Source organism: Edaphobacter sp. (assembly GCF_035763405.1).
In the GTDB taxonomy this organism is placed as follows: domain Bacteria; phylum Acidobacteriota; class Terriglobia; order Terriglobales; family Acidobacteriaceae; genus Edaphobacter.
The window spans coordinates 22,057-47,872 of sequence record NZ_DASUBE010000067.1 but is presented as its reverse complement, the minus strand read 5'-3'; the positions used below and the strand labels follow the sequence as shown (position 1 = coordinate 47,872).

The following is a 25,816-nucleotide window of genomic DNA, read 5'->3' as shown; positions in this document are numbered from 1 at the left end:
ACCTGGAGTGTACTCCGGAAAGGACACTAGCCAAAGGAGACATTTACTTTCAAAAGATCGTTGGCTGACGGAACTATACGTACATGGTGCTTTAACTCCCTCCCCATAACATCGCGTTCCAATCTTCGACAGGGAGATGGAGTCGTAAGAAAAGGGATTTCCATGAAGAGTAGTAGGATTCGTGGCTTAGTTGTCCTTGACGGCAGTGGCAACTTCTGGCTCTTTGGCGGCAGTAACGGTCTTCTTAACGATTTGTGGAAGTTCAAACAATGGGCGTGGATAAGCGGGACCAACCCCAATAATTGCGGGACCGGATCATTACCGCCCTGTTACCCCTCCGGCGTCTATGGCACACAAGGAGTTCCGCAGCCAGTAATGTTCCCGGAAGTCGCTTTCAGCCCAGTATCTGGTTCGACGCCAGCGTCAACTTTTGGCTCTTTGGAGGCCATGGGTTCAACGATCTATGGCGCTATCAGCCATAGATCGGCGGTTGAAGTGGGCCTGATCGGAAGTGTTTGCCTTTAGGTCGGAATGGGATTTGCCTAGGGGAACCACGATGTCGAAAGTCCCGCAATCTTAGAAAGAATACGTTGAAAGGAGACTGCTAATGATCTGTCTTACCTGTGATAAGCCAAATTCTGCCGGTGTCGCGTTTTGTGAGTTCTGTGGAACGGACTTGCGGCCTAAACTAAGTCCCAGCGGAGAGTCGGTCGCAGCTCGCACGACGCCCGCCCAGTCGACGCCCCCTTCGGCAGCAGAAGTTGCACAGATGGGCAAGTCACTCCTAAGTGCCTTGACGCTTGGAGAGAAGTTTGTCTGCGCTGGAGCAATTGCTGCGGCGTTGGGCTTCTTTCTGCCATGGGTCTCTTCGCCAGATCTCGGCCCGCTCTCAGGGTTGCTCGGCCAGGTGGGTGCCTTAGCACTTAATCACGTCACTCTCTCCGGTGTGGATTTAGCCAAGGTTGTGGGCGCAGTCTACTTCATTTTGTTGGCGGCCATTGCCTCCGGCGTGCTGTTCTACTTCTCGCGAAAGGCTGCCTCCGAGCAGAAACTGCTGATTGGCGGCTTTCAGGTGATGATTGGATCCCTCTTTGGACCGGGAGTTATCGGGGCTCTATTTTTTGTGCCGATGATTCAATCCGTATCTGGGACAGGCATTTGGCTGCTTGGACTGGGTTTCTGCTCCATCGCGGCTGGCGGGTTGATCACCATCGCAACTTTGGCAAAAAGAGTCGGTTGAAGCGACGAGAGAGCGAGGAGTTCGATGTTTTGTCCAGATTGTGGCAGTGAGGTTACGGAAGGACGCAGGTTCTGCGGAAAATGTGGCGGCCAATTGCGTGCGGGCACCGGCGGAAGCAGTGGGGCGACACAGGTCGTTCTGGAGAGTCATGTTGTGGCGGTGGCTCCGCCCCTCCGGCAACCGGCTTCGCCGCTCAGGAAGGCTGCCTATGCGCTGGGCGTTCTGTTGGTGATTCTCGCCAGCGTTGGGTGGTGGTGGTTTCATCGCCCACCGCCGCCGTACAAGGTGCAGGACCCAGGAATTTATCCCTTTCAGAGCGTGAGCGCGGATGGAAAAGCTGGAAAGTGGGGGTTCGTCGACGCCGATGGAAAAATTATGGTTCAGCCAGAATGGGATGCGGTTGCGTGGGAAATAGATATGGGCCATCCGATGGTCTTCAACGAAGGACTTTGCGGAGTCCAGAAGGATGGCAAATGGGGCTATATCGATACCGGCGGGCACTTGGTGATCCCCACCCAATTCGATTCTGTCAGCCCCTTTGTAGAAGGACTTGCGAAGGTCAACTTGGGGAAACAGGTTGGCTTTATCGACAAGACTGGCCACTATGCGATCAACCCGCAATTCGATGACGCCTATTCCTTTCATAATGGATTGGCAGTGGTGCGTGCGGATGGCGGGTGGGGCTTCATCGATAAAACAGGAGCCTATGCGATCAAGCCCAGTTTTCAAACGGTGGATCCGAACGGATTTTGGGACGGTCTTGCGATGGTTTGCCAAGGCAAGTGTGGCTATATCAATCGCGACGGCAAATTCGTAATCAAGGCGCAGTTCGATGGTGAAGGTCCGTTTTCGGAGGGAATGGCGTCGGTCCAGGTCGACAACAAGTGGGGCTATATCAATACGGCGGGAACGATTGTCGTCAATCCCCAGTTTGATCAAGCATCGGCCTTTTCCGGAGGACTTGCGGCCGTTTCCGCTTCCGGACACACAGGCACAATCGACAAACAGGGCAAGTACGTCGTCAATCCGGGGCAATACAATATGGTGCTCACAGAGGGAGGCCCCGAGATGGTCACTTCCAGCGATGGTGTTGGCCTCTTGGGCAGAGATGGCAAATGGATTGTAAAGCCATCCAAAGCGATTTCCTCCATTAGCGCCGTCTTCGAGAAGGTCTTCTATGGAGTGATCAATGGGCAGACTGTCCCAATATCCATGTCCGGCAAGGTGCTAGCCGGCTCCTACAAGGGAGCAATGCTGGATTCACTGGGGCAGGACATCGAGAACGAGAAAAGCGCGCTCGAATCGATCCATATGCTGACCGCGGCGGAAGCAAGCTATTCGAACTCGTACCCGACAAAGGGATTCACCGCTTCCCTTGAGAAGCTGGGACCGGCTCAAGGCACACCGGATGAGAATCGCGCAGGTCTCATTGATGCGGCGCTAGCGACCGGCACGAAAGACGGTTATCAGTTCACCGTACGAATTCCCGACGGGACATCAACCGGCGGGACAAACTTTAACTACTTCATTGAGGGCAAGCCTGCCACTGGTCATGTAGGTCGAATCTATTGCGCCGATTCTTCAGGCACTGTTAACTACGCCTTGCCAGGGAAGGAATGCACGACGACGCCTCCGACTCCGTGAACCCCGGCACTGTGAACAGTGGGGAGAGGGCACCAGCTTATCCCCTGCGGGAACTGTCCCGTCAGTCTCGGGGCAGTCAGTGTATCGGGATCACTATGCGTTGGAGTCCAGGAGGCTTTTCATGAACGTCGAGCACCATTCTCTTCGCCAGCGGATATTTCGTGGCCTTCTGGCCTCGCATTTTTTGCTCTTACTGGCTCTCGTGTTCATTCTTGGGCACCAGACTATTGTGGGGCAGCAGCCCGTTGTCCAGAAGCTCACCCTGAGTCAGATTGAAGGGCTGGTTTCACATGGCGTGCCGGACTCGACGATGAGCGCCCAGATCCAAAAACGCGGGTTGGCCTTCAGCCCCACTCCAGCCCTTATAGAATCTCTCCGCGCCAAGGGTTGCGGCCATTTGACTTTGGCTGTAATCGAGGCATCTGTTTCCAAGGCTTCCCAACCGGTTGACAAGCGTCGCGAAGGGAGGCGTCCTCGCGCCACGCTTGGTGTAGGGATAGTGGACGTCCGCACAGAGCCGGGAAGCGATCTGCTCCTCGACGGCAAGGGAGTTAGGGATGCTGGTCAGGTCAGCGGCGGCCTCGTTCGGCTTGAAGATGTGACTGAAGGCAACCATCTACTGACGGCGAGGAAGGCAGGCTTTCAGGATGCCCATGTAAGCTTCAATTTGCTCAATGGGGAAGACAAGCAAATCTCACTACCTTTGGTGTGGCTGGGAGGCTTTCTCACCGTATCTGCACAACCGACAGAGGCGCAGATACACATCAGAGGTCCGCGGGCCTTCGATGGCAGCATAGAGGACGCGCAATGTCAGGCTGGCAGTTACACCGTCACCTTTTCGGCAGATGGCTACCTAAATCAGACGCGCACCTTCCAGATTGCCGCAGGCGAACATCATGCCGAACATGCACAATTGGTAGTGAACCCCACTTTTATTGCTGGCAGCCTTGCCGATGCGAAGGCCCTGCTCGGCGCCGGCAATCCTGCTGGAGCGATCGAAGACGCTCGCAAGGTTCTCAAGTTGAGTCCAGCAGACCTGAAAGCAGAGGTAATACTTTCCGAAGCTTCCTTTCAAGCTGGAGACATGAATACCTTCGTCAATTCCGGTAGCGGTGCCATCCGTAAGGGGGAAGCAGTCACCGTAATGCTTATGCACGTCCATAACTTTCCGTATCACATGGTTCATGGCACAACGATGACCATATCGGGTTCTGGGATCAATGTGGTGGCTGTCCCCCAGATCAGCAGATGCAAGATACCACCATCGATTCTCTTCAGTCAGATCACACAAGTCGAAGTCCGGCATGATCAGACCGGGTCCATCGAGCTTCACATTTCATATCTTTCGAAACCCCCCGGCAAAAACAAAGGAATTGGTGTGCTCCACGATTTGGATTTTGTGGCAGATGGATCCTCGGTCCGCTCCCAACCCGGTACCACCGTCGTATTTGGCGGAGGAAATACGCAAATTCAATCAAGTGGAAATGCAGAACAGCTTCTCCAGGGTGTCGCGAATCTCATACTCACAATCAAGGGTTAGTCGCTTATGGCTTATTTCCCAGTCAAAGTCTCGTGATTGCCATGCGCGTAATACAGGAGGCTATTTCATGAAGATCGGGAGGTTTTTCCTTTCCCCGCATCGGCCTCTGTGCCTTGGTACAAAGCGTTTACTGGTTCTTCTGACGGTCGCAGTCATGCTTTGGCCCCAAACTACTGCGGGGCAGCAGCCGATCGTTCCGAAGCTCACTCTTAGTCAGCTTGAAAGCTTGGTGTCACACGGTGTGCCGGATTCGACTATGCACATGGAGATTCTCAGGCGTGGGCTGGCCTTCGCTCCCGGTCCCGGCTCGCTCGAATCGCTGCGTTCGAAAGGCGCTGGTTTACAGACATTAGAAGCAATCGAAACGTTCTTCCCAAACTCAACACCTAAGGGTTCCAAATCGCCCGGTTCAGCAGGTGAGGTTTTCCCAAGGAACTTTCCACTACCTACCGGCTATGTCAACGACTTTGGCCAGGTGTTGTCGGCAGAGGCGGTTGCGCGGTTGGATCGCGTTTGCGGCCAACTAGACCACTCCCAGACGAATGCACAGGTAGCTGTAGTGACCATATACACCTTGGATGGGGCGGACATAGCAGCCTTTGCGAAGGGACTGTTTAACAAGTGGAAAATCGGCCCCAAAGGTTCAGACCGTCGCGTCCTGGTGCTGTTGGCGGTGAACGATCGCAAGTATAGAATCGCGGTAGGTCATGGCTTAGAAAGTGCCGTAACAGACACCAAGGCAGCAGAGATTGGTCGTGAGGTTGCTCCTCTGCTCTATGTCAATAATTTTGACGGCAGTGTGACCTTGATTGTCAATCAAATAGCGCGGGTCATCGCCGATGAAGCCAAAGTGAAGCTGGATGATGCGCCGGGACAATTGCCTCAACGCTGAAGCAGATGGTGCAGCTTCGGCGTTTGTGATGTTTACCCTTATTGAAGACCACATCGCTCGCTGTTTATTTGATCGAAGCATGGCCCCAATTTTCTGACACAGGAGCAAGTAGTAAAAGCCATCGGAGGAGATCAGCACTTCCCCAGGTCGTGAGCGCGACCAGCAGGAGGGTCAGGCGCGACAGGGAATTGCTAAACAGCGGCGCGGCCCGAGTCGGGTTTTTTCTGAGCTTCAGCCTTTTCCTGTTCCTGGCAATACTCGGAAAGCCTATCCGCGGCGGCCAACTTATGCGCTGGCGCAAGATGAGCGTAACGAACGGTCATCTTGATGTCTTTGTGCCCGGCGAGCTCTTGCACCGTCCTCAGATAGACCCCGGCCATTACAAGACGCGAGATATAGGTGTACCGAAAGATGTGCCAGGTAATGTCTTTGAGCTTCTGATTCTTCTTTGCAGCTTTCGCCATCGCCAGTTCAAACCAGGCGGAGGTGAAACCGTTGGCTCACCGTAACAAGTGAGGCAGACCTTCGGGGAATTTGGGTTTCGGCGTTCACGCAGTTCCTCAAGTGCCGACACCGCAGCGCTCGTCAAAATGACTATCCAAATATGCCTTGATCGTTTGAGGGGTGACGTTGTCGAGAGGAACCTTGCCAAAGACTGGCAGGAGCTTCCCGACCGTCGAACGGTCGCCGGGGTATGACGCCTTATGCTCTTGGGAGTACACCAAAGCATCTGCCGCGATCTCCTCAAAAAGCACTGCGCGGCGAGCTCGGACCTCCGGCATTTTTGCGCCCATCCGAGCATCTGTCTTGCGACGTTGATAGAGAGCGACAGCGTCCGAACGCCGACCGACCTGCTCGAGGAACCGCTTGCCTTCGATGTAATAGTTGATCCACCAGATGCCGCTTCCGTCCGGCCTCTTGAAGATTCCTTTGATCGCTTTTGGCTTCTTGCCTTTCCCGTTTGCCATCGGCACTCGCCCCTCGTTTAGCTATACTTAACTATGACACCGAAAGCGGGTAGTGGTGGCTGCTGTGGTGGTTGTTCAGATTGAGAAAGTGTGCATCTCAGTGCGTTGCAGTGCAAAACCAAAACTTATAAGTCATTTGTTTACAACAAACGTGAGATCCGATGTGACGCTGTGCAAACAATGAAATTCCCCTGTTAACCGAAGGGTTGTAGGTTCGAGTCCTACCTCAGGAGCCAATTTCTTCCAACAAATTCCGGCATTTCGCTCTTAGGTGGAATATCTCGCGTGAAGTTATTTCCCCATAGGAAATCTCCGCGCGCAGTGTAGCCAGAGTTACGCCTTTCCACTAAGATTTCGCAGATGAGCAAATATAGTTCGGACAAACTACTTACTCGCCGCGATATGCTGCGGCTTTCGGCTGCAAGTGCGTCTGCACTTGGCGTAGGGCTTACGTTTCCAGGGGAGGCTGCGGCACAGCAGCCGGCGCACGGTGTTGGCCGACGGGCCGCGCAGGATCAGGACCTGTATGCGAACCTTTTGCAGACATGGTGCGACGGACTGCTCGCGCATCAGCAGACTGCCATGAAGGATTCCGCACTGTATGGAGGGCTTCTATGCCCGGCCTGCGCGCTGATTCATGGGCGCTGCGGCGATGCAGTCTATCCGCTGCTCCGCGTAGCGCATACGACAGGCGAGGCCAGGTATGTGCGTGCCGCGTTGCTGGTGCATGAGTGGTCTGAGCAGCAGGTGAGCCGTGCTGACGGCAGTTGGATCAACGACGTTACGCTCAGCTCATGGCAGGGCATCACCGTTTTTCATGCCATCTCGCTGGGCGAAGCACTTCATCATCACGGCTCAGTGCTTGATACCGCCACGCGACAACACTGGACAGACCGATTGGCTCGTGCTGCGAAGTTTCTCGACGGCTTCATTACCATCGAAACCGGAAACATCAATTACCCGGTTACGTCGTGCTTCTGCTTTGCGCTGTGCGGGCAGGTGCTGGGCGAGCCGCGCTATCTTGATCGCGCGCGAACTCTGGCCCATACGGTGCTCGATTACTTCACCCCAAACGGTTTTCTCTATGGCGAAGGGCACCCGCTTAAGGCGGTTACGCCTAAAGGATGTCACCCTGTCGATCTCGGCTACAACGTGGAGGAGTCGTTGCCGTCGCTAGCGCAGTACGCGTTGCTGACCGGAGACAAAGCGGTGCTCGAACAAACCGTCAAGGCCATGCGCACGCACATGGAGTTCATGCTGCCGGATGGGGCATGGGACAACAGTTGGGGCACGCGCAACTACAAGTGGAGTTGGTGGGGCAGCAGGACGAGCGACGGCTGCCATCCGGCATACGTATTGCTACGAGCGCACGATCCACAGTTTGCCGAAGTTGCACGGCGCAACCTTGAGCTGATGGCCGCCTGCACGCATGAAGGGTTGCTTTATGGAGGTCCGGACTACTTCGCGCACGGCGACCGTCCATGCATCCATCACACCTTTACTCATGCTAAGGCGCTGGCCGCGGTGCTGGATAGCGGCTTTAACGCTGTGGACGCTCCACATACGACGCTGCCGCGAGACGAGCCGTACGGCCTGCGCTCCTACCCGGAGATCGGCACGCATCTTGCCGCCATTGGAGACTGGCGCGCCACCGTGACTGAATACGACTGGGCCTACGTGGAACATGTTCAGGCAGGTGGCGCATCGGGTGGAGGCCACGTCTCCGGCGGCGCGCTGTCGCAGCTCTACCATCGCGTGCTTGGCCCCGTTCTCGTGGCTAGCATGACGGAGTACGAGATGATTGAGATCTCGAACCAACAGGCGTTCCGCGATGCTCCGCACATGCCGCTCACTCCACGCATGGAGTACGAGGTTGGTGAGACGCACAGCCCGTATACCAATTTGAACGATTTTAGTGCGGAAGTGACCGCAGCAAAAGTCACAGGAGGGATTGATTTCCACGCCAAAGGGAATTTATTGACTGCCGGACGAAAGGCGGTTCCGAGTGGTGATGCCCGATACAGCGTTTCGTATCATCTGACGGATGCAGATGTGAAGATCGTCGCCAGCGCAAGCGTGCCGCGGGTTGCGGGCGGCGAACTGAAGTTTATTTTGCCGGTGATCGCAAAGCGGGGTGAGGCAGTTACGCAGCCCGACAAGGGTACGGTACGCATTGCGAAACGACATGGGGTGCTCTTCATTCGTACGGACGCAGCGAGCGGCTTCGAGGCCGTGCCCAGCGCACGGACGTTCAATCTGGTGCCCGGATTTGAATGCGCTCCTCTGGTAATTCGAATGCAGCCCACGGAGGAGGTGCAAATTCGGTTAGAGTTTGAACAGGGAAGATAGATGAGCCTGACAGAGAACTGCGCGAAAAAGTCGGATGCACTGGAGCGGACCAGGCTGTTTGGCGGTTCAAACTGCCAGGAGCTTGCATGGGTTGCCGAGCGCGCGGTTGAGCAGCACTTGAAGGCGGGCGAGATGCTCTTCTTCTCAGGTGAAGAAGCGCGTGGCCTGTTTGTTGTGGTGAGCGGCAGAATTCGCGCCTTTCAGCATAATGAGGAAGGGCGCGAACAGGTAATGCACATCGATATCGCAGGCGCGACGCTCGCCGATGTTCCCGTGTTCGACGATGGCCCCTATCCCGCGTCGGCCATTGCGGAAGAGGACACGGAGGTGCTCTTCATCGAGAAGAAGGACATTCGCCAGCTCTGCCTGGAGCACCCGTCGTTTGCTCTGCGGGCCCTGAAAACAATGGCCGAGAGGGTACGCAAGCATGCAAAACTTGTTGAAGAGCTGTCATTCCGCGAGGTCGGTCAACGGCTTGCAATTTATCTGATTGGCGAAGCGCAAAAGAAAAGCCTGGATGAAGGCTGCTATGCCAAGTTCCGTCTCACCCTCTCCAATCACGAGATCGCCACGCGCATCGGCACGGTGCGGGATGTGGTTTCGCGCGCGCTGGCCCGTTTGCAAGGCAAGGGATTGGTTCGTGTCAAGGGGCGCGAGGTTGTCGTTCCTGATCTGAGTGCGCTGAAACGCTACGCGGAAAGAAGCCACTGAGGCGGCATATCATGTGGGCGTGCGTCCACACCTGGCAAGCCTCGTAGAAGAGTTCCGTCGGCACGCCGCCGAGACAGCGGTGGTGGAGCATCGAGGAAACAGGCGCTATCGCGTTTCTTACGGCGATTTGGCTCGAATGGCAGGGCGTTTCGCCGCTGAACTCGAACGGCGCGGCATCACGGTGGGCGACCGGGTTGCTCTGTTGGGAGAAAACTCTGCTGCGTGGATCGGCGTCTTCTTTGGTTGCCTGCTGCGCGGCGTCATCGCTGTGCCTCTGGATGCGGCTGGTTCGAACGAGTTTGCCGAACGAATCGTCCTCGATGTTTCGCCAAAGCTGATTGCGGGTGACGCCTCGCTGCTGCAGCAACTTGCGGTGTCCGTGCCGAAGGTGCCGTTTGCTGATTTAGATCGACAGCTACCCCCACAGCCCTTGTTGACTGTCAGCGATGCGGTCTCTGCTGAGACTCAGTTCCAAATCGTCTTCACTTCGGGCACGACCTCGGAGCCTCGCGGCATTGTCCACACGCATCGAAACGTCTTGGCTAGCCTTCAGCCCATTGAGGACGAGATTCGCAAGTATCGGCGCTATGAGCGGTGGGTGCATCCGCTGAGGTTTCTTGAGACGCTTCCGCTCAGTCATGTGTTTGGGCAGTTCATGGGACTCTGGATACCCGTGCTGCTGGGCGCAGAGGTGCATTTCTCCGGACAGCTTGTAGCCTCGCACGTGGTTGAACTGATTTACGACGAGCATATCTCGGTGTTGATCGCTGTGCCTCGTGTCGTTGAGCTTCTGCGTTTGCATCTGCTTGGGCGCATCGATTCACTGACCGGTCAGATGGAGCATGCTTCCGATCTCGCCATTTGGAAACGATGGTGGAGGTTCCGTCGCGTACATCGCACTCTCGGGTGGAAGTTCTGGGCGATCGTTTCAGGGGGCGCCACGCTTGCTCCTGATCTCGAAAAATTCTGGAGCGGTCTGGGGTTTGCGCTGATTCAGGGTTATGGTATGACCGAGACGGCCGCGCTGGTAACGCTGAATCATCCATTCCGCATCGGGCAGGGAACGATTGGACGGACGCTGCCAGGACGTGAAGTACGCATCAGCGACGACGGAGAGATTCTTGTGCGCGGAGACATGCTGGCTCAGGCGACGTGGAGCGGCGGCGCGATGCGGCAGCGCCCCGGTGAGTGGTTTGCAACGGGCGACCTTGCGGCACAGGAAGAGTCAGGAGAGCTGCGGTTCCTTGGTAGAAAAAGCGATGTCATTGTCACTCGTGCCGGAATGAACATTCATCCAGGCGATTTGGAGGAGGCCATGATGAAGCAGTCCGGAGTGCGCGGATGCGCGGTAGTTGCCTGTGAGCTTCAGGGCGGACCGGATCCGGTTGCCGTGGTTCTTGCTTCGGGCAATGATGACGACCTGAATGCTGCCGTCGTGCAGGCGAACCGTTCGCTGGCCGGCTATCAGCAGATTCGTCGCGTGCTTCGCTGGCCGGAATTGCAGTTTCCGTATACGTCTACCGGCAAACTGCTCAGAAAGCAGATAGCGGAGTGGGCTTGCGCGTCGCTGGCAAAGCCGCGCGAAACGGCAGAAGGCGGCAACGACGTGGTGGCTCGCACGATTGCTGAAGTGACTGGCGAGATCGTTGCAGATGGGAATGACAACCAGCGTCTCTCCGAGGACCTGCATCTCGACAGCCTGGGACGTGTCCAGTTGCAGTCGGTCATCGAGCAGCGGCTTGGGGCCGAGCTGGACGACGCGGAGATTGCGGCAGCCGAGACACTGGGAGACCTGCGCTCGATGATCGAGCGGGGGAGTGTAGACAGTTCTTTTGAGGCGGAAGCAGATACGCATCGAGAGCCTGCTGGTGCAGCGAAGCACACACAGGCGACGGCTACATTTCGGTATCCGAAGTGGCCGTGGTCCTGGCCGGTGCATGTGATGCGGGTAGTGTTTTTGGAATTTGTCGCGCGGCCATTGATCTGGCTGTTGGCTGCGCCAGTGGTGAAATATGATGCGGCTCTTCCTGGGGGCCCCGTGCTGGTGATCGCAAACCACGTGAGCGCATACGATGGTGCATTCGTGCTGTACGCGCTTCCGGGGAGGCTGCGGCGTCGTATGGCGGTTGCGATGTCCGGTGAATTGCTTCGCGACATGCGGTGCGGACGAAATCAAGGAAGCATGTTTCTCAATCTGCTGGCCCTGGTTGGATATTGGCTCGCGACTGCACTCTTCAATGTCTTTCCGCTGCCACGAGTGAGCGGCTTCAGACGCAGCTTTGCACATACCGGTGACGCGATGGACCGCGGCTATTCGGTGCTGATCTTCCCTGAAGGCGCGCGGAGCGCCGACGGCAAGCTGCAACCGTTTCGCGCGGGAACAGGCCTGCTGGCACAGGAGTCGCGTGTGCCGGTCGTTCCTGTCGAGATGATAGGCCTCGGCGAGATGCAGGCATCGGGAAGGTGGTTTCGCTCCGGAGAGTTAACGCTGCGCGTCGGGGCAGCAATTCCGATGGACGAAGCCGCCACTCCGGCAGAACTTACCGCGAGGCTAGAGCAGTGTTTTGAGCATCTACGATGAAAGACGGGCAATCGAGATAGACTTGCACAGAGTGAAACGGACAAAACAGGAGACGGTGGGGACCCCGAGCGACAAGCCGCTGTGGGACGAGATCGTCCGCGAGTCGCGGATCATTGCGGCTGTGCGCAGTATGGAGACGCTGGACCAGGCGCTTGACTCGCCGGTGCGCATCGTCTATCTGCTCTTTGGCAGTCCGATGAACATTGCAGGCAGCATCGCTGCGGTGCGCGGGTGCGGAAAGCTGCCGCTGGTCAATGCCGATCTGCTGCAAGGATTTTCGCGAGATGCATCAGCCGTGGAGTATCTGGCCCACTGCGGGGCTGCGGGCATTATCTCGACGCATCACGAGACACTGCGTGCCGCTCGCTCTCGCGGCTTGATGACTGTGCTTCGCACATTCGTGATCGATTCCGCCGCCGTTGATGCCGGACGGCGCTTTCTTGCCAACTTTCAGCCGGATGTCATCGAGCTGCTTCCCGCCATCGCCGCGCCTCTGGTGATCGAACGTATTCGCGCGGCGCATCCAGGCCTTTTTGTGATTGCCGGCGGCCTGTTGAGTGATCTGCACCAGGTGGATGACCTGATCAAGGCCGGCGTGGACGCGGTCTCGCTTAGCGATCCCGCGCTCTGGGTCCTGTAACGCATGGCATGGTTGACAAGCATTTCGGCGCTGGCTAATCTTCAACTTGTAGCGGCATAGTCCAAGAGAGAGCCGCCCCTGATCTGTGACCCGTTGTTTCCAGCTACTCGCCTGTAGCTGGATGCCTGAGGTTGCATTGCATCTGGGGCGGCTTTTCGCGTCTATGCCCGAACTGCAAGGGGGATGAAGATGGACGACCGCGCGGCACGACTGCGGGAGCTGGGACAGGATGGTCAGTGGGACGTGCTCGTGATCGGGGGCGGGGCTTCCGGCCTGGGCGCGGCGGTCGAGGCTGCGGCCCGCGGATACCGTACGCTGCTGGTGGAGCGCGACGACTTCGCCAAAGGAACTTCCAGCCGCAGCACGAAGCTGGTACATGGCGGCGTGCGCTATCTGGAGCAAATGAACGTGACGCTCGTGTTCGATGCGCTGCGCGAGCGCGGTTACATGCTGCGGAATGCGCCGCATCTGGTGCACAAGCTCGGCTTTGTTGTTCCGCTCTACAGCTACTTCGGCGTACCATACTACGGCTTCGGGTTGAAGATGTACGAGTGGCTTTCGGGCAAGCTCTCATTTGGTAAGTCTGAAGTGCTCACGCGCAGCGAGACGCTTGAGCGTCTGCCGACGGTGACTGCGAAGGACCTCAAGGGCGGCATTCTCTATCAGGACGGCCAGTTCGACGATGCACGCTATGCGATTGCGCTGATGCGCACGTTGGAAGATTTAGGCGGCGTGGCGTTGAACTATGCGCAGGTTACGGGGTTACTGAAGCGCAACGAAAAGGTCTCCGGCGTCAGCGTGCGGGACTGTGAGACCGGGCAGGAGTTCGACGTGCAGGCGCGGGCCATCATCAATGCGACGGGAGTGTTTACCGAGCAGGTGCTTCAGATGGACAATCCGGCTAAGGCATCGGTACTGGCAATCAGCCAGGGGACGCACTTTGTGCTGCCGCCGAGCTTCATGCCCGGCGACAACGCGATGATGGTGCCGAAAACCGCTGACGGACGCGTGCTTTTCGCCATTCCGTGGCACCGGCATCTGGTGGTGGGAACGACAGATGTTTCCGTGCCCGTTGGCTCCAGCGAGCCGCGCGCGACGAAGCCTGAGACACAATTTCTGGTGGAGCATATTCGCCGCTACCTTGGCCGCACGGTCGAGTCGCGAGAGGTGCTGAGCATGTGGTCCGGACTGAGGCCGCTGGTTCGGAATGGAAGTGAGGCGACCTCGAAGCTCTCGCGCGACCACCGCGTGATGGTCGCGCCTTCAGGGCTTGTCACGGTGACAGGAGGGAAGTGGACTACGTACCGCAGGATGGGCGAAGACACGATCAACCATGCGGCGAAGGTGGCTGGCCTTGCGCCCGCGCCGTCAACAACTGCAACGCTGAAGCTCCACGGCTGGGTGGAGTGCGGCACGGCTGGGGACGACGAGAGCGAGTGTGTCTACGGGTCTGACCTTGGGGCGGTGCGGGCATTGGGTGAAACAGATCCTAATCTCGATCTCCCGCTGCATCCCGAGCTTCCATACAGGCGGCGCGAGGTGGTCTGGGCGGCTCGGCACGAAAAGGCACGGACGGTGGAAGATATTCTGGCGCGCAGAACGCGGGCACTCTTTTTGAACGCGGCGGCGGCGATGGTGGCTGCGCCCGAAGTCTCGCGTTTGCTGGCGAAGGAACTTGGCCGCGAAGAATCGCTTCGTGTTGCTGACCTCGAGAAGTTTCAGGCGACAGCGCAGGGGTATATCTATCGAGGGTGAGGACAGGTGACCGGTCGTTACCCGACTGTCACCTTCAGTGCGGCTGCGTAATCCACCTTGGGTCGATAGGACTTTGGCAGTTCCACGTGAAGTCCGTCGGCATTCTGCTTCCATCTGAGCTTCTCATCAGTTCCGACCAATTCAACACGTGCAATTCTGCCGGGATTCGTTGAGGCCGCGCTGCCGAGTGACTTCACGACAATAGGCTCCGTAGGCCAGCCGAGAGCGATGGCGTAGATGACGGTGCTCGCCTTGTTGCGTGTGAAGCGGACGTCCTGCGCACCCAGCTTGCTAATACTGTTGCCCTGAAACGAGCCGCTTTTGACGGCGTTAGGCCCTTCGCCGTAGATCTTCCACGGCCGGGTCTCGTAGATGGCTTCGCCGTTCACCTGCATCCAGTCGGTGATGCCGTCGAGGACGGCAATCTCCTTCGTGTCGATGGTGCCGTCCGGCTTGCCCGGAATATTGAGGATGAACGTTCCATTCTTGCTGACGGTGTCGATCATCCAGTGGATGACATCTTGCGGCGGCAGGTAGCCGCCGTACTCACCGGGCTTGTCGAAGAGGCTGCGCCGGTAGTGCCACTGGCCAATGCATGTCTCCGACTGCCAGGGATAGCGCATAATCTCACTGGTCAGGCCACGTTCGTAGTCGGCGACCAGGGCTTTGGCAAGGCGGTCTGGAACCTGCTTGCCGGTCAGCACGGCTTCCATCTTGCCGCTGTGTGTTCCGAGATTGTGATTGTAGAAGTATGCTGCGAGGTTCATTCCGCCCCAGCCAAGCGGCACCAGCGAATTGTCGAAGTAGAGAAGGTCAGGATCGTGCTGGTCGATGAGGTCTCGCGTGCGGTCGTAGAAGTTCTTCACGTAGGAGACATCAGGCAGCGCGTCGAAGGGATGTTTGACACCGTAGATGCGGTGCGGATCGAGCCCCTGCCACCACTGGTCTTTGCCCTCTGTGGCGTATAGCCCACCATCATATGGAATGCCGGCCAGCGGGCCCGCCTTGTCGGCTCCGTGAGCAGTCTGGAACCACCACCAGTTGCGCGCCTCGTGGACCGTCACACCAAACCGCAGCCCCTGCTTGCGCGCCGCAGTCGCCCAGGTGCCGACCACGTCGCGGTGCGGGCCGATGGCGGCTGAGTTCCAGGGTTGGTGTTTCGAGTCCCACGCATCAAATCCATCGTGGTGATTGGCGAGCGAGATGAAGAGTCTTGCGCCTGCTTTCTTATAGCGCGCAATCAACTCGTCTGGTTCCCAGTTCAACAGCGTCCATTGTGGACAGAGGTCCTTGTAGCCGAAGCGAGACTGCGGGCCGTAGTGTTCCAGATGGTACTTGTAGTCGGCTGAGCCCTCTTCATACATCGCACGGGCGTACCAGTCGCCGTATTCTGGAACGCACTGCGGCGTCCAGTGTGCCCAGATTCCGAACTTCGCGTCCTGATACCACTCTGGCGCGTCGTATTGCAGCAGGGAATCCCACGTGGGCTGATACGGGCCCGTGCCTGCGAGGTCGGGTATCGGAGAGTTCATCGGGACGCCGTCAAAGGAGCCGCCCGGGACGGGCAGCGTCGGCGGGTCTCCCCATTCCGTGGGCCGCCACGTTGCTTCGTCGAGTCTCGTCTCGACGATTTTGCCGCCCACGAGCCGATAGAAGACGCGCTCGTGCGGTGGCGTCGCGCAGAACGCGGCATAGTCCTGCGTGTACTTGTTGAAGCCTGTTGGAAGATCCTCGCTCGACGATTGTCCGATGGCTGGTAGGGCGTTGGCTGCCGCTGCGGTTGCAATCAGTTTGCAGAACTCTCTACGCTGCATCAGATTCTTGCTCCTCGACTGTTGGGTTGTGTCGATAAGGTGCACAGCCGGTGGCGGAGCACTCTTCTACGTGGATGCAATTACATCCGGCAACCACCATCTTGTCAACGCTTACAGGAGCGTGGCAGACGATCGGTTTCGGTAGATTAAATCAAGCACCAACCTAGTTGTCGCCACTTTCGCGTTTGTACGGTTTCTGCATCAGGGCGCGGGCTTCGTTGATGGCGCCTTGAGTGTTGTCGTTGGTTTGGATGGCAAGGCGGTATTCATTGACCGCACGATCGCGCTGGCCGGTTACATCGAAGATGCGGCCCAGCTCGATGTGGCTCCAGACCTCAACCCAGCGGGGAACGAGATCGCCGCGCAGCGCATCACGGAAGCTGTTTGCGGCCGACTGGTAGTTGCGCTGCATGAAGAAAACTTCACCGATGCGATAGCTGGCCAGTGAACTGTTTTTGTTGGCGTCCAGCGCCTTCTGGTACTCGATGAGCGCCTGCGTCAGATCGCCTTGCGCGACCTGCTCCTGTCCGCGCAGCACAGCGACGCGGACGGCGAGGTCCGGTGTGCTCTTAAGCAGCCAGTCATCTGGATCGATTTGAATCTGGCGGGGACGTCCGAAGGTCTCGACAGAGTAGTTGGATTCGGTGCCGGTGACATCGACTCGGCGGACCTCGGTCTTGCCGTCGGTCTCGATGCGCAGCTCCACCGGCATCCGGAAGAGGTCGAGGTCCTGCGAGATGGAGCCGACGGTGCGGAATCCCTTGTTATTGCTGAGGCGGAAGACGGTGAACTTATTGGTGAACTGCGGTGCGCCTGTGCCGTCGCACCACTGCGAGAAGAAGGGCACAAGGTTGAGGTTGGACTCAGTCTGGGCAAGCGACTCAAGCTCGGCGGAGCGGATGGATTTGCCGCCATACTGCGTCAGCACGGCGCGGAGGAACTTGTTAAAAGTGTCGTCGCCCATCTCCCAGCGGAGCATGTGGAAGACCATCGCACCTTTTTCGAGCGTCATGTTTTGAAACTGCGGCGAGAACGGGTCGATGGTGGCAAGGCTGGTGAGGGGCTGCGTGTCGTAGGCGAGCGCGGCCGCGGATATATCTTCGATGGCGGACTCGAAGGCGGCCTTACCGGCGGAGTCTCCGAGGTACATCAGCTCGGCATAGCGTGACATGCCGTTGGTAATCCAGGCGTCGTTCATGGTCGCAGGCGAGACTTCGTTGCCCCACCAGAGATGCGCGATCGTGTTCGATATGAGCCGTTGCGCGTTGCGCGCGGAGATGCGGGTGCCGCTGAGGGCGACGATCTCTGGCGCCCAGGCGGCGGTGACGGCGTCTGAGGGCAGCTCGACGAGATTAAGGACGCCTGAGGTGGGCTGGCCGAAGGTGCCGGACATGTAGAGAAACTCGCGCTGCGCGGTGCTGGCGAAGTCAGCGGCTCCGTCCTTGTGCTTGGCTGTGACGAAGACGCGGACGTTGGTCGTTGTCGAGAGCGTGGCTGGGTCGAGGAACTGACCCGCGATGATGGTGCCGGGGAAGCCGGGTTTGGTCCAGTTATAGACGTACTCGGTGCGGTTGCCGGGCAGACTCCTGGGCGCGGCAACACCTCCGCCGGAGCCGACGACGCGCATGTCGCCGGGCACGATGATGTGCATCTCGGCGGTGAAGCGGTCGGTGTAGAGTCCGGTCATGGGGAACCACGCACCTGGATAGAGCAGGATGCTGATCGGGTCGTCAATGGAGGCAAATTTGATGCCGGAGATGGGGCTCGTGTCGGAGCCTTCGAGCGTGCCTGCGTACTGGAAGGTGTAGGTCGCCGTCGTGCCTTTGGGGAGAGGGGCGGCCAGGTTGAAGTGGACAGTGCTGTTGGCGGCCAGACGCTCGGAGTCGAGCGCCTGGCCGCTGGCGTCGGTGACTTTGGTGATCTTGAGGCCGTTGTTCAGCTCGAACGTGGGGGTGGTGAGGTCTTCAAGCGCCGTGAACGTGACGGCGGCAGTAGCTGTAAGTTCGTGGGTGGCTGGCTTCAGCTCGGCGTGGATGACGTAGCCCGTGATGTCGAGCTGCGCGCGCGTAGGCGCTGCCAGGGCGCTGACGGCGAGGAGGCTGGTGCAGAAAAGGATCGCTGCTGAGGTGCGAAGAAGTCGAGCGAAAGAGTCCATGCGGGCTAAAGTCCTCAAAATGATGGTACAGCCGTCAACTGGTTATTAGACGCCGGCAGCCGGGATTCGGCCCTCCGAGGGCACTGGTTGGGGAAGGATCTCTTCGACGGCGTCGGCAACCCGCTGGATGGGGGTGTGGGTGCTGTCGGGGATGAGGCGGCGGCGAACTTCGGCGAGATCGGCGATCATCTGACCGCGCTCGGGCGTGTCATCGAGGAGCTGACGCAGGGTTTCGGCAACATTGGCGGCGGTAAATTGCTGCTGAATGAATTCGGGGACGATGCGGCGGCTGGCGATGAGGTTCACCATGCCGATGGGCAGGTTGCCGTGGGCGTCGAGGTCGTTGGGCGGCCAGATTTCCGGCGGGTAGTGGACCAGGCGCTTGGCGAGCCTGAAGGTGAGCGGGGAGACTTTGTAAACCACAACGAACGGATTGCCGATAACAGCGGCTTGCACCGTGGCGGTTCCGCTGGCGACGACCGAGGCACGGGCATGGAAGAGGGCTTCGCGGGCATCGGAAACCAAGTGCAGATCTTTGAACATCTTTCGAATAAGGTTTGTGAAAATGGATTGGCTGAGCGTAGACGCGACCGGCATGAGGAACTCATAGCCGGGCCCGAGCAGGTCTGCGACTTGCAGCATTGCAGGCAGGTTGGACTCCACTTCCTTCCGTCGGCTGCCTGGGAGCAGGGCAACCCATTGTTTTGCGGGGTCGAGTCCGTGCTTCACGGCGTACTCTTCGCGTGAGATGGTTGGTGTTGGCAGATAGGCTAGCGGGTGGCCGACAAATTCTGCCTCGACATGACGGTGCTGATAGAACTGCGCCTCGAAGGGGAAGATGACCATCATGCGCGTGACGCGCTGCTGCACCCAGCGGAGGCGTTTGCGCTTCCACGCCCAGAGCTGTGGGCTGACGAAGTAGACAACGGGGATATTGAGCTTACGGAGTTCGCGGGCGAGGCGGAGGTTGACGTCGGGGAAATCGATGAGGATGGCGGCATCGGGGCGGCGCTCTTTGATGCTGGCAACGAGGCGGCGGTAAGAACCATAGACACGCGGTGCGTGGCGAATGACCTCGGTGATGCCCATGTGGGCCACGTCTTCAGCGCGAACGATGCGATGCTGGCCCGCTTCTTCCATCTCGCGCCCCCCTAGACCAAACGCAGTGAGGCCCGGAAGCCTGCTGCGAAGCTCGGCGATAAGCTGCGCGCCGTAGTGGTCTCCGCTCGCTTCGCCTGCAGAGAGAAAGATGACCGGGTTGGGTGAGGTTTCGATGGAACCAGTGTAGATTTTTCTGGAGGTGATTGCATGGCTGAGAGAGTGAAGAGGTTCAGGGCTGTGCTCGAGCCGCTCGGGGGCGGACTCGGCTGGGTAGTTGCGCGTGTGCCGTTCGACGTGAAGACGACCTGGAAGAACATGACGCGATTGCGCGTGAAGATCGAGGTGAATGGAGAAGTATTTCGTACTTCGCTATTTCCCGAGGCTGCAAGCGGTGGGCACTTCGTTCTGGTGAATAAACAGATGCAGAAAGCCGCCGGTGTAAAGTTGGGCGGGATGATCGACCTTGCCGTCGAACCGGACTTGGACGAACGAGAGGCGTGGGTGCCTGCGGAGTTGGAGAAGTTCCTGAAGCAGGAAAAGGCTCTTGCGCGGTGGTACCAGAAACTGAGTGAGCCCATGCGGCGGGAGCTTGCGAAGTACATCGATGGAGCAGCAGGAGACGTTGGACGGCGGACGCGCGCCGAACAGACGGCTGAACGCCTGATGCTGGCCATGGAAGGCGAGAAGGACTTGCCGCCCGTGCTGGAGGCGGCGTTTCTGAAAGTGCCTCCAGCGCGCAAGGGGTGGGAGAGGATGACTCTAACGCAGCGGCGACGGCACCTGCTCGGAGTGTTCTATTACCAGGGTCCGGAGGCGAGGCAGAGGCGGGTGCAAAAGGTGGTCGAGGATTGCCTGAGAATGATGCGTGAGTAAGTAACAGCGGATATTCCTATGGGAGAAGCAGGAATGGCGACATAAAAGGGCCGTTCACTGATGCTAGTGAACGGCCTGATTGCATATTTTCCCTCAAATACTGAATCGATCAGTCAGTCTGCACTGAGCGGCTGGAATGCCGTGCTGTCTGCGCCTGCTTCCTGATCTTTGTATTGAAGCTGATAGAGCTTCCAATAGAGACCCCTGTGGGTCAGGAGTTCCTGATGGGTTCCACGCTCACGGAGCTGGCCTTTGTGCATGACCAGGATGGTGTCGGCGGATTGAATGGTAGAGAGCCTGTGCGCGATGAGGATCGACGTGCGGCCCGTGATCATCCGCGATAGGGCCAGACGAACGCGCAGCTCGGTGTCGGTATCGACCGAGCTGGTGGCCTCGTCGAGAATGAGGATGCCCGGCGCGTGGGCCAGTGCGCGGGCGAAGCTGATGAGCTGCTTCTGCCCGGTGGAGAGCGTCGCGCCGCGCTCCTGCACGGGCTCGTTGAACTGTTGCGGCAGCGTGCGGATAAAGTCGCCGATGTTAACTTCGTCGCAGGCGAGTTGCAGGCGTTCGTCATCGATCCATGAGGATCCGAGGCGGACGTTGTCGGCAATCGTTCCGGTAAAGAGGAACGGGTCCTGTAGAACGACGCCAAATCGCTGGCGAAGTTTTTTGAGGTCCTGCTGGCGGACATCGACGCCATCGACCAGAATGCTGCCGCGTTGAATGTCGTAGAAGCGCATCATCAGGCTGGTAATGGTGGTTTTGCCCGCGCCAGTGTGGCCGACGATGGCTGCGGTCTCGTTGGGCTCGATGGTGAAGCTGACACCCATCAGAATCCATTCGATGTCAGCGAAGGTGCGAAGGTCTTCGTCAGAAGCGTTGGCGATGCGGGCGCGTTGCGCGTCGTCGAGCTTCTGATAGGTGAACCAGACATTCCTGAACTCAATGCGTCCTGAGTTGTCGCCTGCGACAGGGTTGGCGGGCGATACGATCTCCGATTCGGTGTCGAGCAGCTTGAATACACGCTCGCTCGCAGCCATGGCTGCCTGCAAAATGTTGTATTTGTCGCTGAGGTCCTGAATGGGGCGGAAGAATCGCTGTGCATACTGGATAAATGCAATAAGCACACCGAGCGTGACGGTGCCGAAGATGCCGGCAATGTGCGCAGAGTGAAGACCAGCAGGCAGCGCGGCAAGGAAGGCCTCGTTGTGCAGCACGGCCCAGCCGCCTCGCCAGATAATGAGCGCAATGGCAGTGGAACTGAGGAACTCTACGATGGGATAGTAAAGCGCGTAGGCAAAGATGGCGTCGGTCCACGCCTTCTTGTTCTCTGCATTCACGGCAGAGAAGTCACCGAAGGCGCGTCGCTCGCGGTTGAAGAGCTGCACCACAGACATGCCGGAGACGTACTCCTGCGTGAAGGAGTTGATGCGCGCGGTGGCGGCCCTCTGGCGTCGATAGCTGTCGCGCACATGACGGCGGAAGACGCGCGTAGCGTAGAGAATGATGGGGATGACGGAGACGGCGAGCAGTGCCAGCGGCCAGCTCATGCGCAGCATGATGATGACGATGAAGGCCAGCACGAAGACATCTTCAAAGATGGCCAGCACGCCGGAGGTGAACATCTCGTTGAGCGCATCCACGTCGGAGGTGACGCGCGTGACGAGGCGGCCGACCGGGTTGCGGTCGAAGAAGGCAGGCGACATGCGCTGCAGGTGCCGGAAGATCTGGCTACGCAGATCGAACATGATTTTCTGGCCCGTCCACTGCATCATGTAGGTCTGAAGGAATTCGAGCGCAAAGGTAAAGAGCAGGGAAGCGAGGTAGAGCGCGCCGATCTGCGCGATACCGGTCATCGCGTGTGGGTTGAGATGGCGGGCAAGCCACGATGGACTGGCCGGCGGCTCTCCGGTCATATAGGTATCGACCGCGACCTTGACCAGCCACGGCCCGGCGACGTCGCTTGCGGCCTTGAAGATAATAGCGAATGCCGAGAGGATGGCCTGAAGCTTATAAGGGCGCAGATAGGTCAACAGACGGCGCATGAGGCGGCCGTCGTAGACCTTGCCTGCTATGTCATCGTCGTGCACGGACTTTTTAGTCCGCTCCTTCTGTTCGCCCTTGTTTTGCTCGTCTGCCATGCGCTCCTTGACATTATTCCAGATGCGCAACCGAGCCATAAGATTCGACGGCTAAAGCAATTATGGAGATACCGTCGAGGAAGCCACGCCAAGCACCGGCCCGGCGTCTTTGCTCTGGGCGAAGACTACAAGGCGCATCGTCGTAGGATTGGCATTCTTCGGCGCCTCAAGAGTGAACACGTGAGCGCCGGAGCTAAGGTCCTTCAGGCTGCCGATATGCTGAAAGGTGCGCACAACGTTCACAAACATGAGGCTGTGGCCTTTGTTTTCGCCGCCGAGAACGTTGGTCGTATCCGAGGAATCGACGAGCGCAGCATAAAGATCGCCCTTCAGCTTCGGCGGAAGCGTGGCAGTCGATACGGAAGCGACAACACGGGTGCCGTCAACGGCAGGTTTAGAGAGCGTCAGGGCCAGCTTTGCGGTGGGAGCCTGGCTTTGAATGGCATCGAGAATGTGCTTTGCGTCGGTCCCCACGAACTGTTTTGTGCCGTCGATCACGATTTGAGGCGTGTAGACATCAGCGACGTGGAGAACGACGCCATACTCTCGCTGGCGCTCAGTGAGCAGTGCCGACGAGAAAGGATCGCGCCAGCCCTGATGGTTCCAGTAATCGACGTGCTCGCTGAGCACAATAATGTCAGCGTTTGGGACGGGCTGAAGCTGATTGAGTTTGGCCAGCAGCGTATCGGCGGGCGGGCAGCTTGAACAACCTTCGGAGGTGAAGAGTTCAACCAGCACCGGCGTGCGCGGCGCAGCTTGGGCGCTTGCAACGTGAACGAGGAGAACAGGCAGAGCCGTAAGCGAAGCGCCGAAGGCCAGCGCGCGAAGCCGAAGCCGATACTTCATGAGCACACTCCCGATACCGTGGTTAGACGTAGCGGTCCTGGTGCAGATTCTTTATTTCGCAAAAACATAGACTGGTCACTTCCTGATGGCTGATTCCGCGACGGCTCGCGCCAACAGCTCACAGATCGCCGATGCCCAGAATAAGGGCAAGCAACGCGATCAGGGCTGCGCTGAAGACAATGGTGCGAACTCTCCCGTCCATAGCTCCTCCTTGCTCCCTGTTGCCGACTCTAGGTTTGATGAAACGATAGTGTCGCGGAATGACGGTCGTCAATCGGGCGAAGACGCAAGCGTGAAAGAATGGAGAAAGGTATTGTCCCGGTGGTCGAACCAGTTGGCGTCTACATCTCGGTGCCGTTTTGCAAGGCGAAGTGCAGCTTCTGCAACTTTGCCTCCGATGCGTTTGGAGCAGAGCGAATGGAGGCGTATGTAGACCGGCTATGTGATGAAATTGTCTCGGCACGAACGAAGGCAGCAAGTGTCAGTGCAACTCTTTCGGAGAAGGCGGATACGGTTTACTTTGGCGGCGGAACGCCTAGCCTGCTGGCGGCGGCCCAGTTTCGGCGGATATTCGATTGTCTGCGAAAGGAATTTGCCTTTTCAGCGAATGCTGAGATCACGTTGGAGTGCGCGCCGGGCCAACTGGCTGACGAGACGCTCGATGAGTTGCTGAAGCAGGGAATGAACCGCATCAGCTTTGGTGTGCAGTCGTTCGTGGACCAGGAAAGCGCGGCTGTGGGACGATTGCACACGCGACAGCAGTGCGAAGACGAAGTTGCGCGTGTGGGTGCAGCGGGAGTCGGCGAAGTGAATCTCGACCTGATTGCCGGACTGCCTTATCAGACGGAGGCGAGCTGGCGCTTCTCGCTCGATCAGGCGATTCACAGCGGCGTGCCTCACCTGAGCGTCTATATGTTTGAGGTGGATGAGGATTCGCGCCTCGGCAAAGAGGTGCTGCGGAAGGGAAGCCGCTATCATGCCGCGGCGGTGCCTTCTGAAGACGAGATGGCCGAGTGGTATCAGCAGGCATGTGGGGTGTTCGAACCCGCTGGCATGGACCAGTATGAAATTTCTAACTTCGCGCACGAGGGCCACTGTTCGCGGCACAATCTGAAGTACTGGCGACGACAGCCGTATATTGGCTTTGGGCTGGACGCTCACTCAATGCTTCCAACCGAGGCCGAAGCCGTGCGATTTGCCAACACGGATGATCTGGATGCTTATATAGGAGGACCGTTTGCCCCGAGAGCCGCGGTCCCTGAGGTTGAAGTCATTAGCACGGAGCAAGCGTTTGAGGAGTCGCTGTTTCTCGGCCTGCGGTTGAATGAGGGCGTGAAACTCGACGGCTTGCGGAGCCAGTTTGGCGAGGCGATGGTGCGAAGTGTCATGCCTGCATTGCTGGAGTGCGAGGGGGCAGGTCTCATTGAGATGAAGGGGCGTCGTGTACGTCTCACAGCACGGGGCCGGATAGTCTCCAATGAGGTCTTCAGCCGCCTGCTGGTTGAGGTTGCAGGGTAGAGTTTCCGAGGGCACATGGACGAAATCATCGATCTGCGAAGTGATACCGTCACCAAACCGACACCAGCCATGCGCGCGGCGATGGCTGCAGCCGAGGTGGGCGACGATGTCTACGGCGAAGACCCCACGGTGAACAGGCTGGAGCGCGAGGCGGCGGAGGTTTTCGGCAAGGAAGCAGCCATCTTTGTCCCGACCGGCACGATGGGAAACCAGATTGCCATCCGCCTGCACACGCAGCATGGGCAGGAGGTTATCTGCGAATCGCGCGCACACGTGCTGGACTGGGAGATGGCGACCATGGCAGCATTTTCCGGCTGTGTGCCACGCACGGTCGTAGCGGAACGCGGCATCCTGACGTGGGACCGGATCAGGCAGGCGATTGCACCGAAGCTGTATTTTCGTGCGCAGACCGGGCTCATCTGCATCGAGAACACACACAATATGGCTGGCGGCACAGTGACGCCGCTGGCCAATCTACAGGAGATATGGACTGGAGCGGACGAGGCTGGTCTTCCTGTACATCTGGACGGTGCACGCATCTTCAACGCCGCCACGGCACTGCGTACGACGGTCGCGGAACTTTCAAGCGGCTTCGATACGGTCATGTTCTGTCTGTCGAAGGGGCTCGGTGCGCCGGTTGGCTCTATGCTCGTGGGCCGCAGGGTCATGATCGAGCGCGCGAGAAGCTTTCGCAAGGCGCTGGGCGGAGGGATGCGTCAGGTAGGCGTGTTGGCTGCCGCCGGTCTGATTGCTCTGCACGATATGCCAGGCAGACTGCACGAAGACCACACCAATGCATGGCTACTGGCTGAGGCGCTTGCTGCGCTGGCGAGCGTCGAGATTGATCCTGCCTCCGTGCAGACGAATATAGTCATCTTCACTCTCCGCAACGGCGGCGACGCAGCGGCGCTGGTTGCCTCGCTGAAACGGAAGGGCGTGCTGGCCAGCGCAATCGGTCCGCACTCGGTGCGGTTGGTGACTCACTACGATGTGGATCGGGCAGCGTGTGAGCGGGCAGTTTCGTTCCTGTTGGACGAGCTGCGGTGAA

Annotated in this window: 19 protein-coding genes and 1 pseudogene; 13 read left to right on the top strand and 7 right to left on the bottom strand. The window is 58.4% G+C overall.

Annotated features, from left to right (window positions below; genetic code table 11):
* Positions 1–769 precede the first annotated feature (769 nt).
* The 5 genes and pseudogenes from VFU66_RS06860 (at position 770) to VFU66_RS06845 (ending at position 5,316) form a co-directional block, all read left to right on the top strand.
* A complete protein-coding gene (locus VFU66_RS06860) occupies positions 770–1,240 on the top strand; it encodes a hypothetical protein (RefSeq protein WP_326445501.1) in 471 nt (156 codons plus the stop codon).
* Between the two features lie 24 nt (positions 1,241–1,264).
* Positions 1,265–1,327: pseudogene (locus tag VFU66_RS15750) on the top strand (zinc-ribbon domain-containing protein); the annotation flags it as partial.
* Between the two features lie 66 nt (positions 1,328–1,393).
* The gene (locus tag VFU66_RS06855) at positions 1,394–2,884 is read left to right on the top strand and encodes a WG repeat-containing protein (protein ID WP_326445500.1); all 1,491 of its coding nucleotides are present in this window, start codon (positions 1,394–1,396) and stop codon (positions 2,882–2,884) included.
* 121 nt (positions 2,885–3,005) lie between these two features.
* Positions 3,006–4,424 (top strand): tetratricopeptide repeat protein, encoded by a 1,419-nt coding sequence (locus VFU66_RS06850; RefSeq protein WP_326445499.1) that lies wholly within the window; start codon positions 3,006–3,008, stop codon positions 4,422–4,424.
* Between the two features lie 67 nt (positions 4,425–4,491).
* The gene (locus VFU66_RS06845) at positions 4,492–5,316 is read left to right on the top strand and encodes a TPM domain-containing protein (RefSeq protein WP_326445498.1); all 825 of its coding nucleotides are present in this window, start codon (positions 4,492–4,494) and stop codon (positions 5,314–5,316) included.
* Between the two features lie 191 nt (positions 5,317–5,507).
* Here the strand turns inward: VFU66_RS06845 and VFU66_RS06840 are convergent, their stop codons facing one another.
* Together VFU66_RS06840 and VFU66_RS06835 are read right to left on the bottom strand one after the other, a co-directional pair.
* On the bottom strand, positions 5,508–5,780 hold the full coding sequence (locus VFU66_RS06840; RefSeq protein ID WP_326445497.1) for a tyrosine-type recombinase/integrase: 273 nt from the start codon (positions 5,778–5,780) through the stop codon (positions 5,508–5,510).
* A gap of 96 nt (positions 5,781–5,876) precedes the next feature.
* Positions 5,877–6,284: a hypothetical protein gene (locus tag VFU66_RS06835; protein ID WP_326445496.1), complete on the bottom strand. Its 408-nt coding sequence runs from the start codon at positions 6,282–6,284 to the stop codon at positions 5,877–5,879.
* 360 nt (positions 6,285–6,644) lie between these two features.
* Here VFU66_RS06835 and VFU66_RS06830 point away from each other — a divergent pair, with 360 nt between their 5' ends.
* The 5 genes from VFU66_RS06830 (at position 6,645) to VFU66_RS06810 (ending at position 14,320) form a co-directional block, all read left to right on the top strand.
* Positions 6,645–8,633 (top strand): ulvan lysase-like protein, encoded by a 1,989-nt coding sequence (locus tag VFU66_RS06830; RefSeq protein ID WP_326445495.1) that lies wholly within the window; start codon positions 6,645–6,647, stop codon positions 8,631–8,633.
* A complete protein-coding gene (locus tag VFU66_RS06825) occupies positions 8,634–9,344 on the top strand; it encodes a Crp/Fnr family transcriptional regulator (protein WP_326445494.1) in 711 nt (236 codons plus the stop codon). It begins immediately after the preceding gene.
* A gap of 13 nt (positions 9,345–9,357) precedes the next feature.
* Positions 9,358–11,925, top strand: coding sequence for an AMP-binding protein (locus tag VFU66_RS06820; RefSeq protein WP_326445493.1), 2,568 nt, complete (start codon positions 9,358–9,360; stop codon positions 11,923–11,925).
* A 31-nt stretch (positions 11,926–11,956) separates the two neighbouring features.
* On the top strand, positions 11,957–12,565 hold the full coding sequence (locus VFU66_RS06815; RefSeq protein ID WP_326445492.1) for a glycerol-3-phosphate responsive antiterminator: 609 nt from the start codon (positions 11,957–11,959) through the stop codon (positions 12,563–12,565).
* 189 nt (positions 12,566–12,754) lie between these two features.
* Entirely contained in the window at positions 12,755–14,320 is a 1,566-nt protein-coding gene (locus VFU66_RS06810) for a glycerol-3-phosphate dehydrogenase/oxidase (protein WP_326445491.1), read from the top strand.
* Positions 14,321–14,337: 17 nt separating this feature from the next.
* Here the strand turns inward: VFU66_RS06810 and VFU66_RS06805 are convergent, their stop codons facing one another.
* The 3 genes from VFU66_RS06805 to lpxB all read right to left on the bottom strand — a co-directional run bounded on the left by VFU66_RS06805 (position 14,338) and on the right by lpxB (position 19,540).
* Positions 14,338–16,134 (bottom strand): alpha-L-fucosidase, encoded by a 1,797-nt coding sequence (locus VFU66_RS06805; protein WP_326445490.1) that lies wholly within the window; start codon positions 16,132–16,134, stop codon positions 14,338–14,340.
* 163 nt (positions 16,135–16,297) lie between these two features.
* A complete protein-coding gene (locus VFU66_RS06800) occupies positions 16,298–18,289 on the bottom strand; it encodes a M1 family aminopeptidase (RefSeq protein WP_326445489.1) in 1,992 nt (663 codons plus the stop codon).
* Positions 18,290–18,334: 45 nt separating this feature from the next.
* Positions 18,335–19,540, bottom strand: coding sequence for a lipid-A-disaccharide synthase (gene lpxB, locus VFU66_RS06795; protein WP_326445515.1), 1,206 nt, complete (start codon positions 19,538–19,540; stop codon positions 18,335–18,337).
* A gap of 57 nt (positions 19,541–19,597) precedes the next feature.
* On the opposite strand from lpxB, the gene VFU66_RS06790 reads away from it, so the two are divergent.
* Positions 19,598–20,263 carry a YdeI/OmpD-associated family protein gene (locus tag VFU66_RS06790; RefSeq protein WP_326445488.1) on the top strand — a complete coding sequence of 222 codons (666 nt, stop codon included), beginning with the start codon at positions 19,598–19,600 and terminating at the stop codon, positions 20,261–20,263.
* Positions 20,264–20,376: 113 nt separating this feature from the next.
* On the opposite strand, the gene VFU66_RS06785 is transcribed toward VFU66_RS06790, so the two are convergent.
* The gene (locus tag VFU66_RS06785; RefSeq protein ID WP_326445487.1) at positions 20,377–22,404 is read right to left on the bottom strand and encodes an ABC transporter ATP-binding protein; all 2,028 of its coding nucleotides are present in this window, start codon (positions 22,402–22,404) and stop codon (positions 20,377–20,379) included.
* A gap of 60 nt (positions 22,405–22,464) precedes the next feature.
* The gene (locus VFU66_RS06780) at positions 22,465–23,250 is read right to left on the bottom strand and encodes a DUF1223 domain-containing protein (protein ID WP_326445486.1); all 786 of its coding nucleotides are present in this window, start codon (positions 23,248–23,250) and stop codon (positions 22,465–22,467) included.
* Positions 23,251–23,550: 300 nt separating this feature from the next.
* Between VFU66_RS06780 and hemW the strand changes: the two genes are divergently transcribed.
* Positions 23,551–24,768 carry a radical SAM family heme chaperone HemW gene (hemW, locus tag VFU66_RS06775; protein ID WP_326445485.1) on the top strand — a complete coding sequence of 406 codons (1,218 nt, stop codon included), beginning with the start codon at positions 23,551–23,553 and terminating at the stop codon, positions 24,766–24,768.
* Positions 24,769–24,783: 15 nt separating this feature from the next.
* A complete protein-coding gene (gene ltaE / locus VFU66_RS06770; protein ID WP_326445484.1) occupies positions 24,784–25,815 on the top strand; it encodes a low-specificity L-threonine aldolase in 1,032 nt (343 codons plus the stop codon).
* Position 25,816 lies beyond the last annotated feature (1 nt).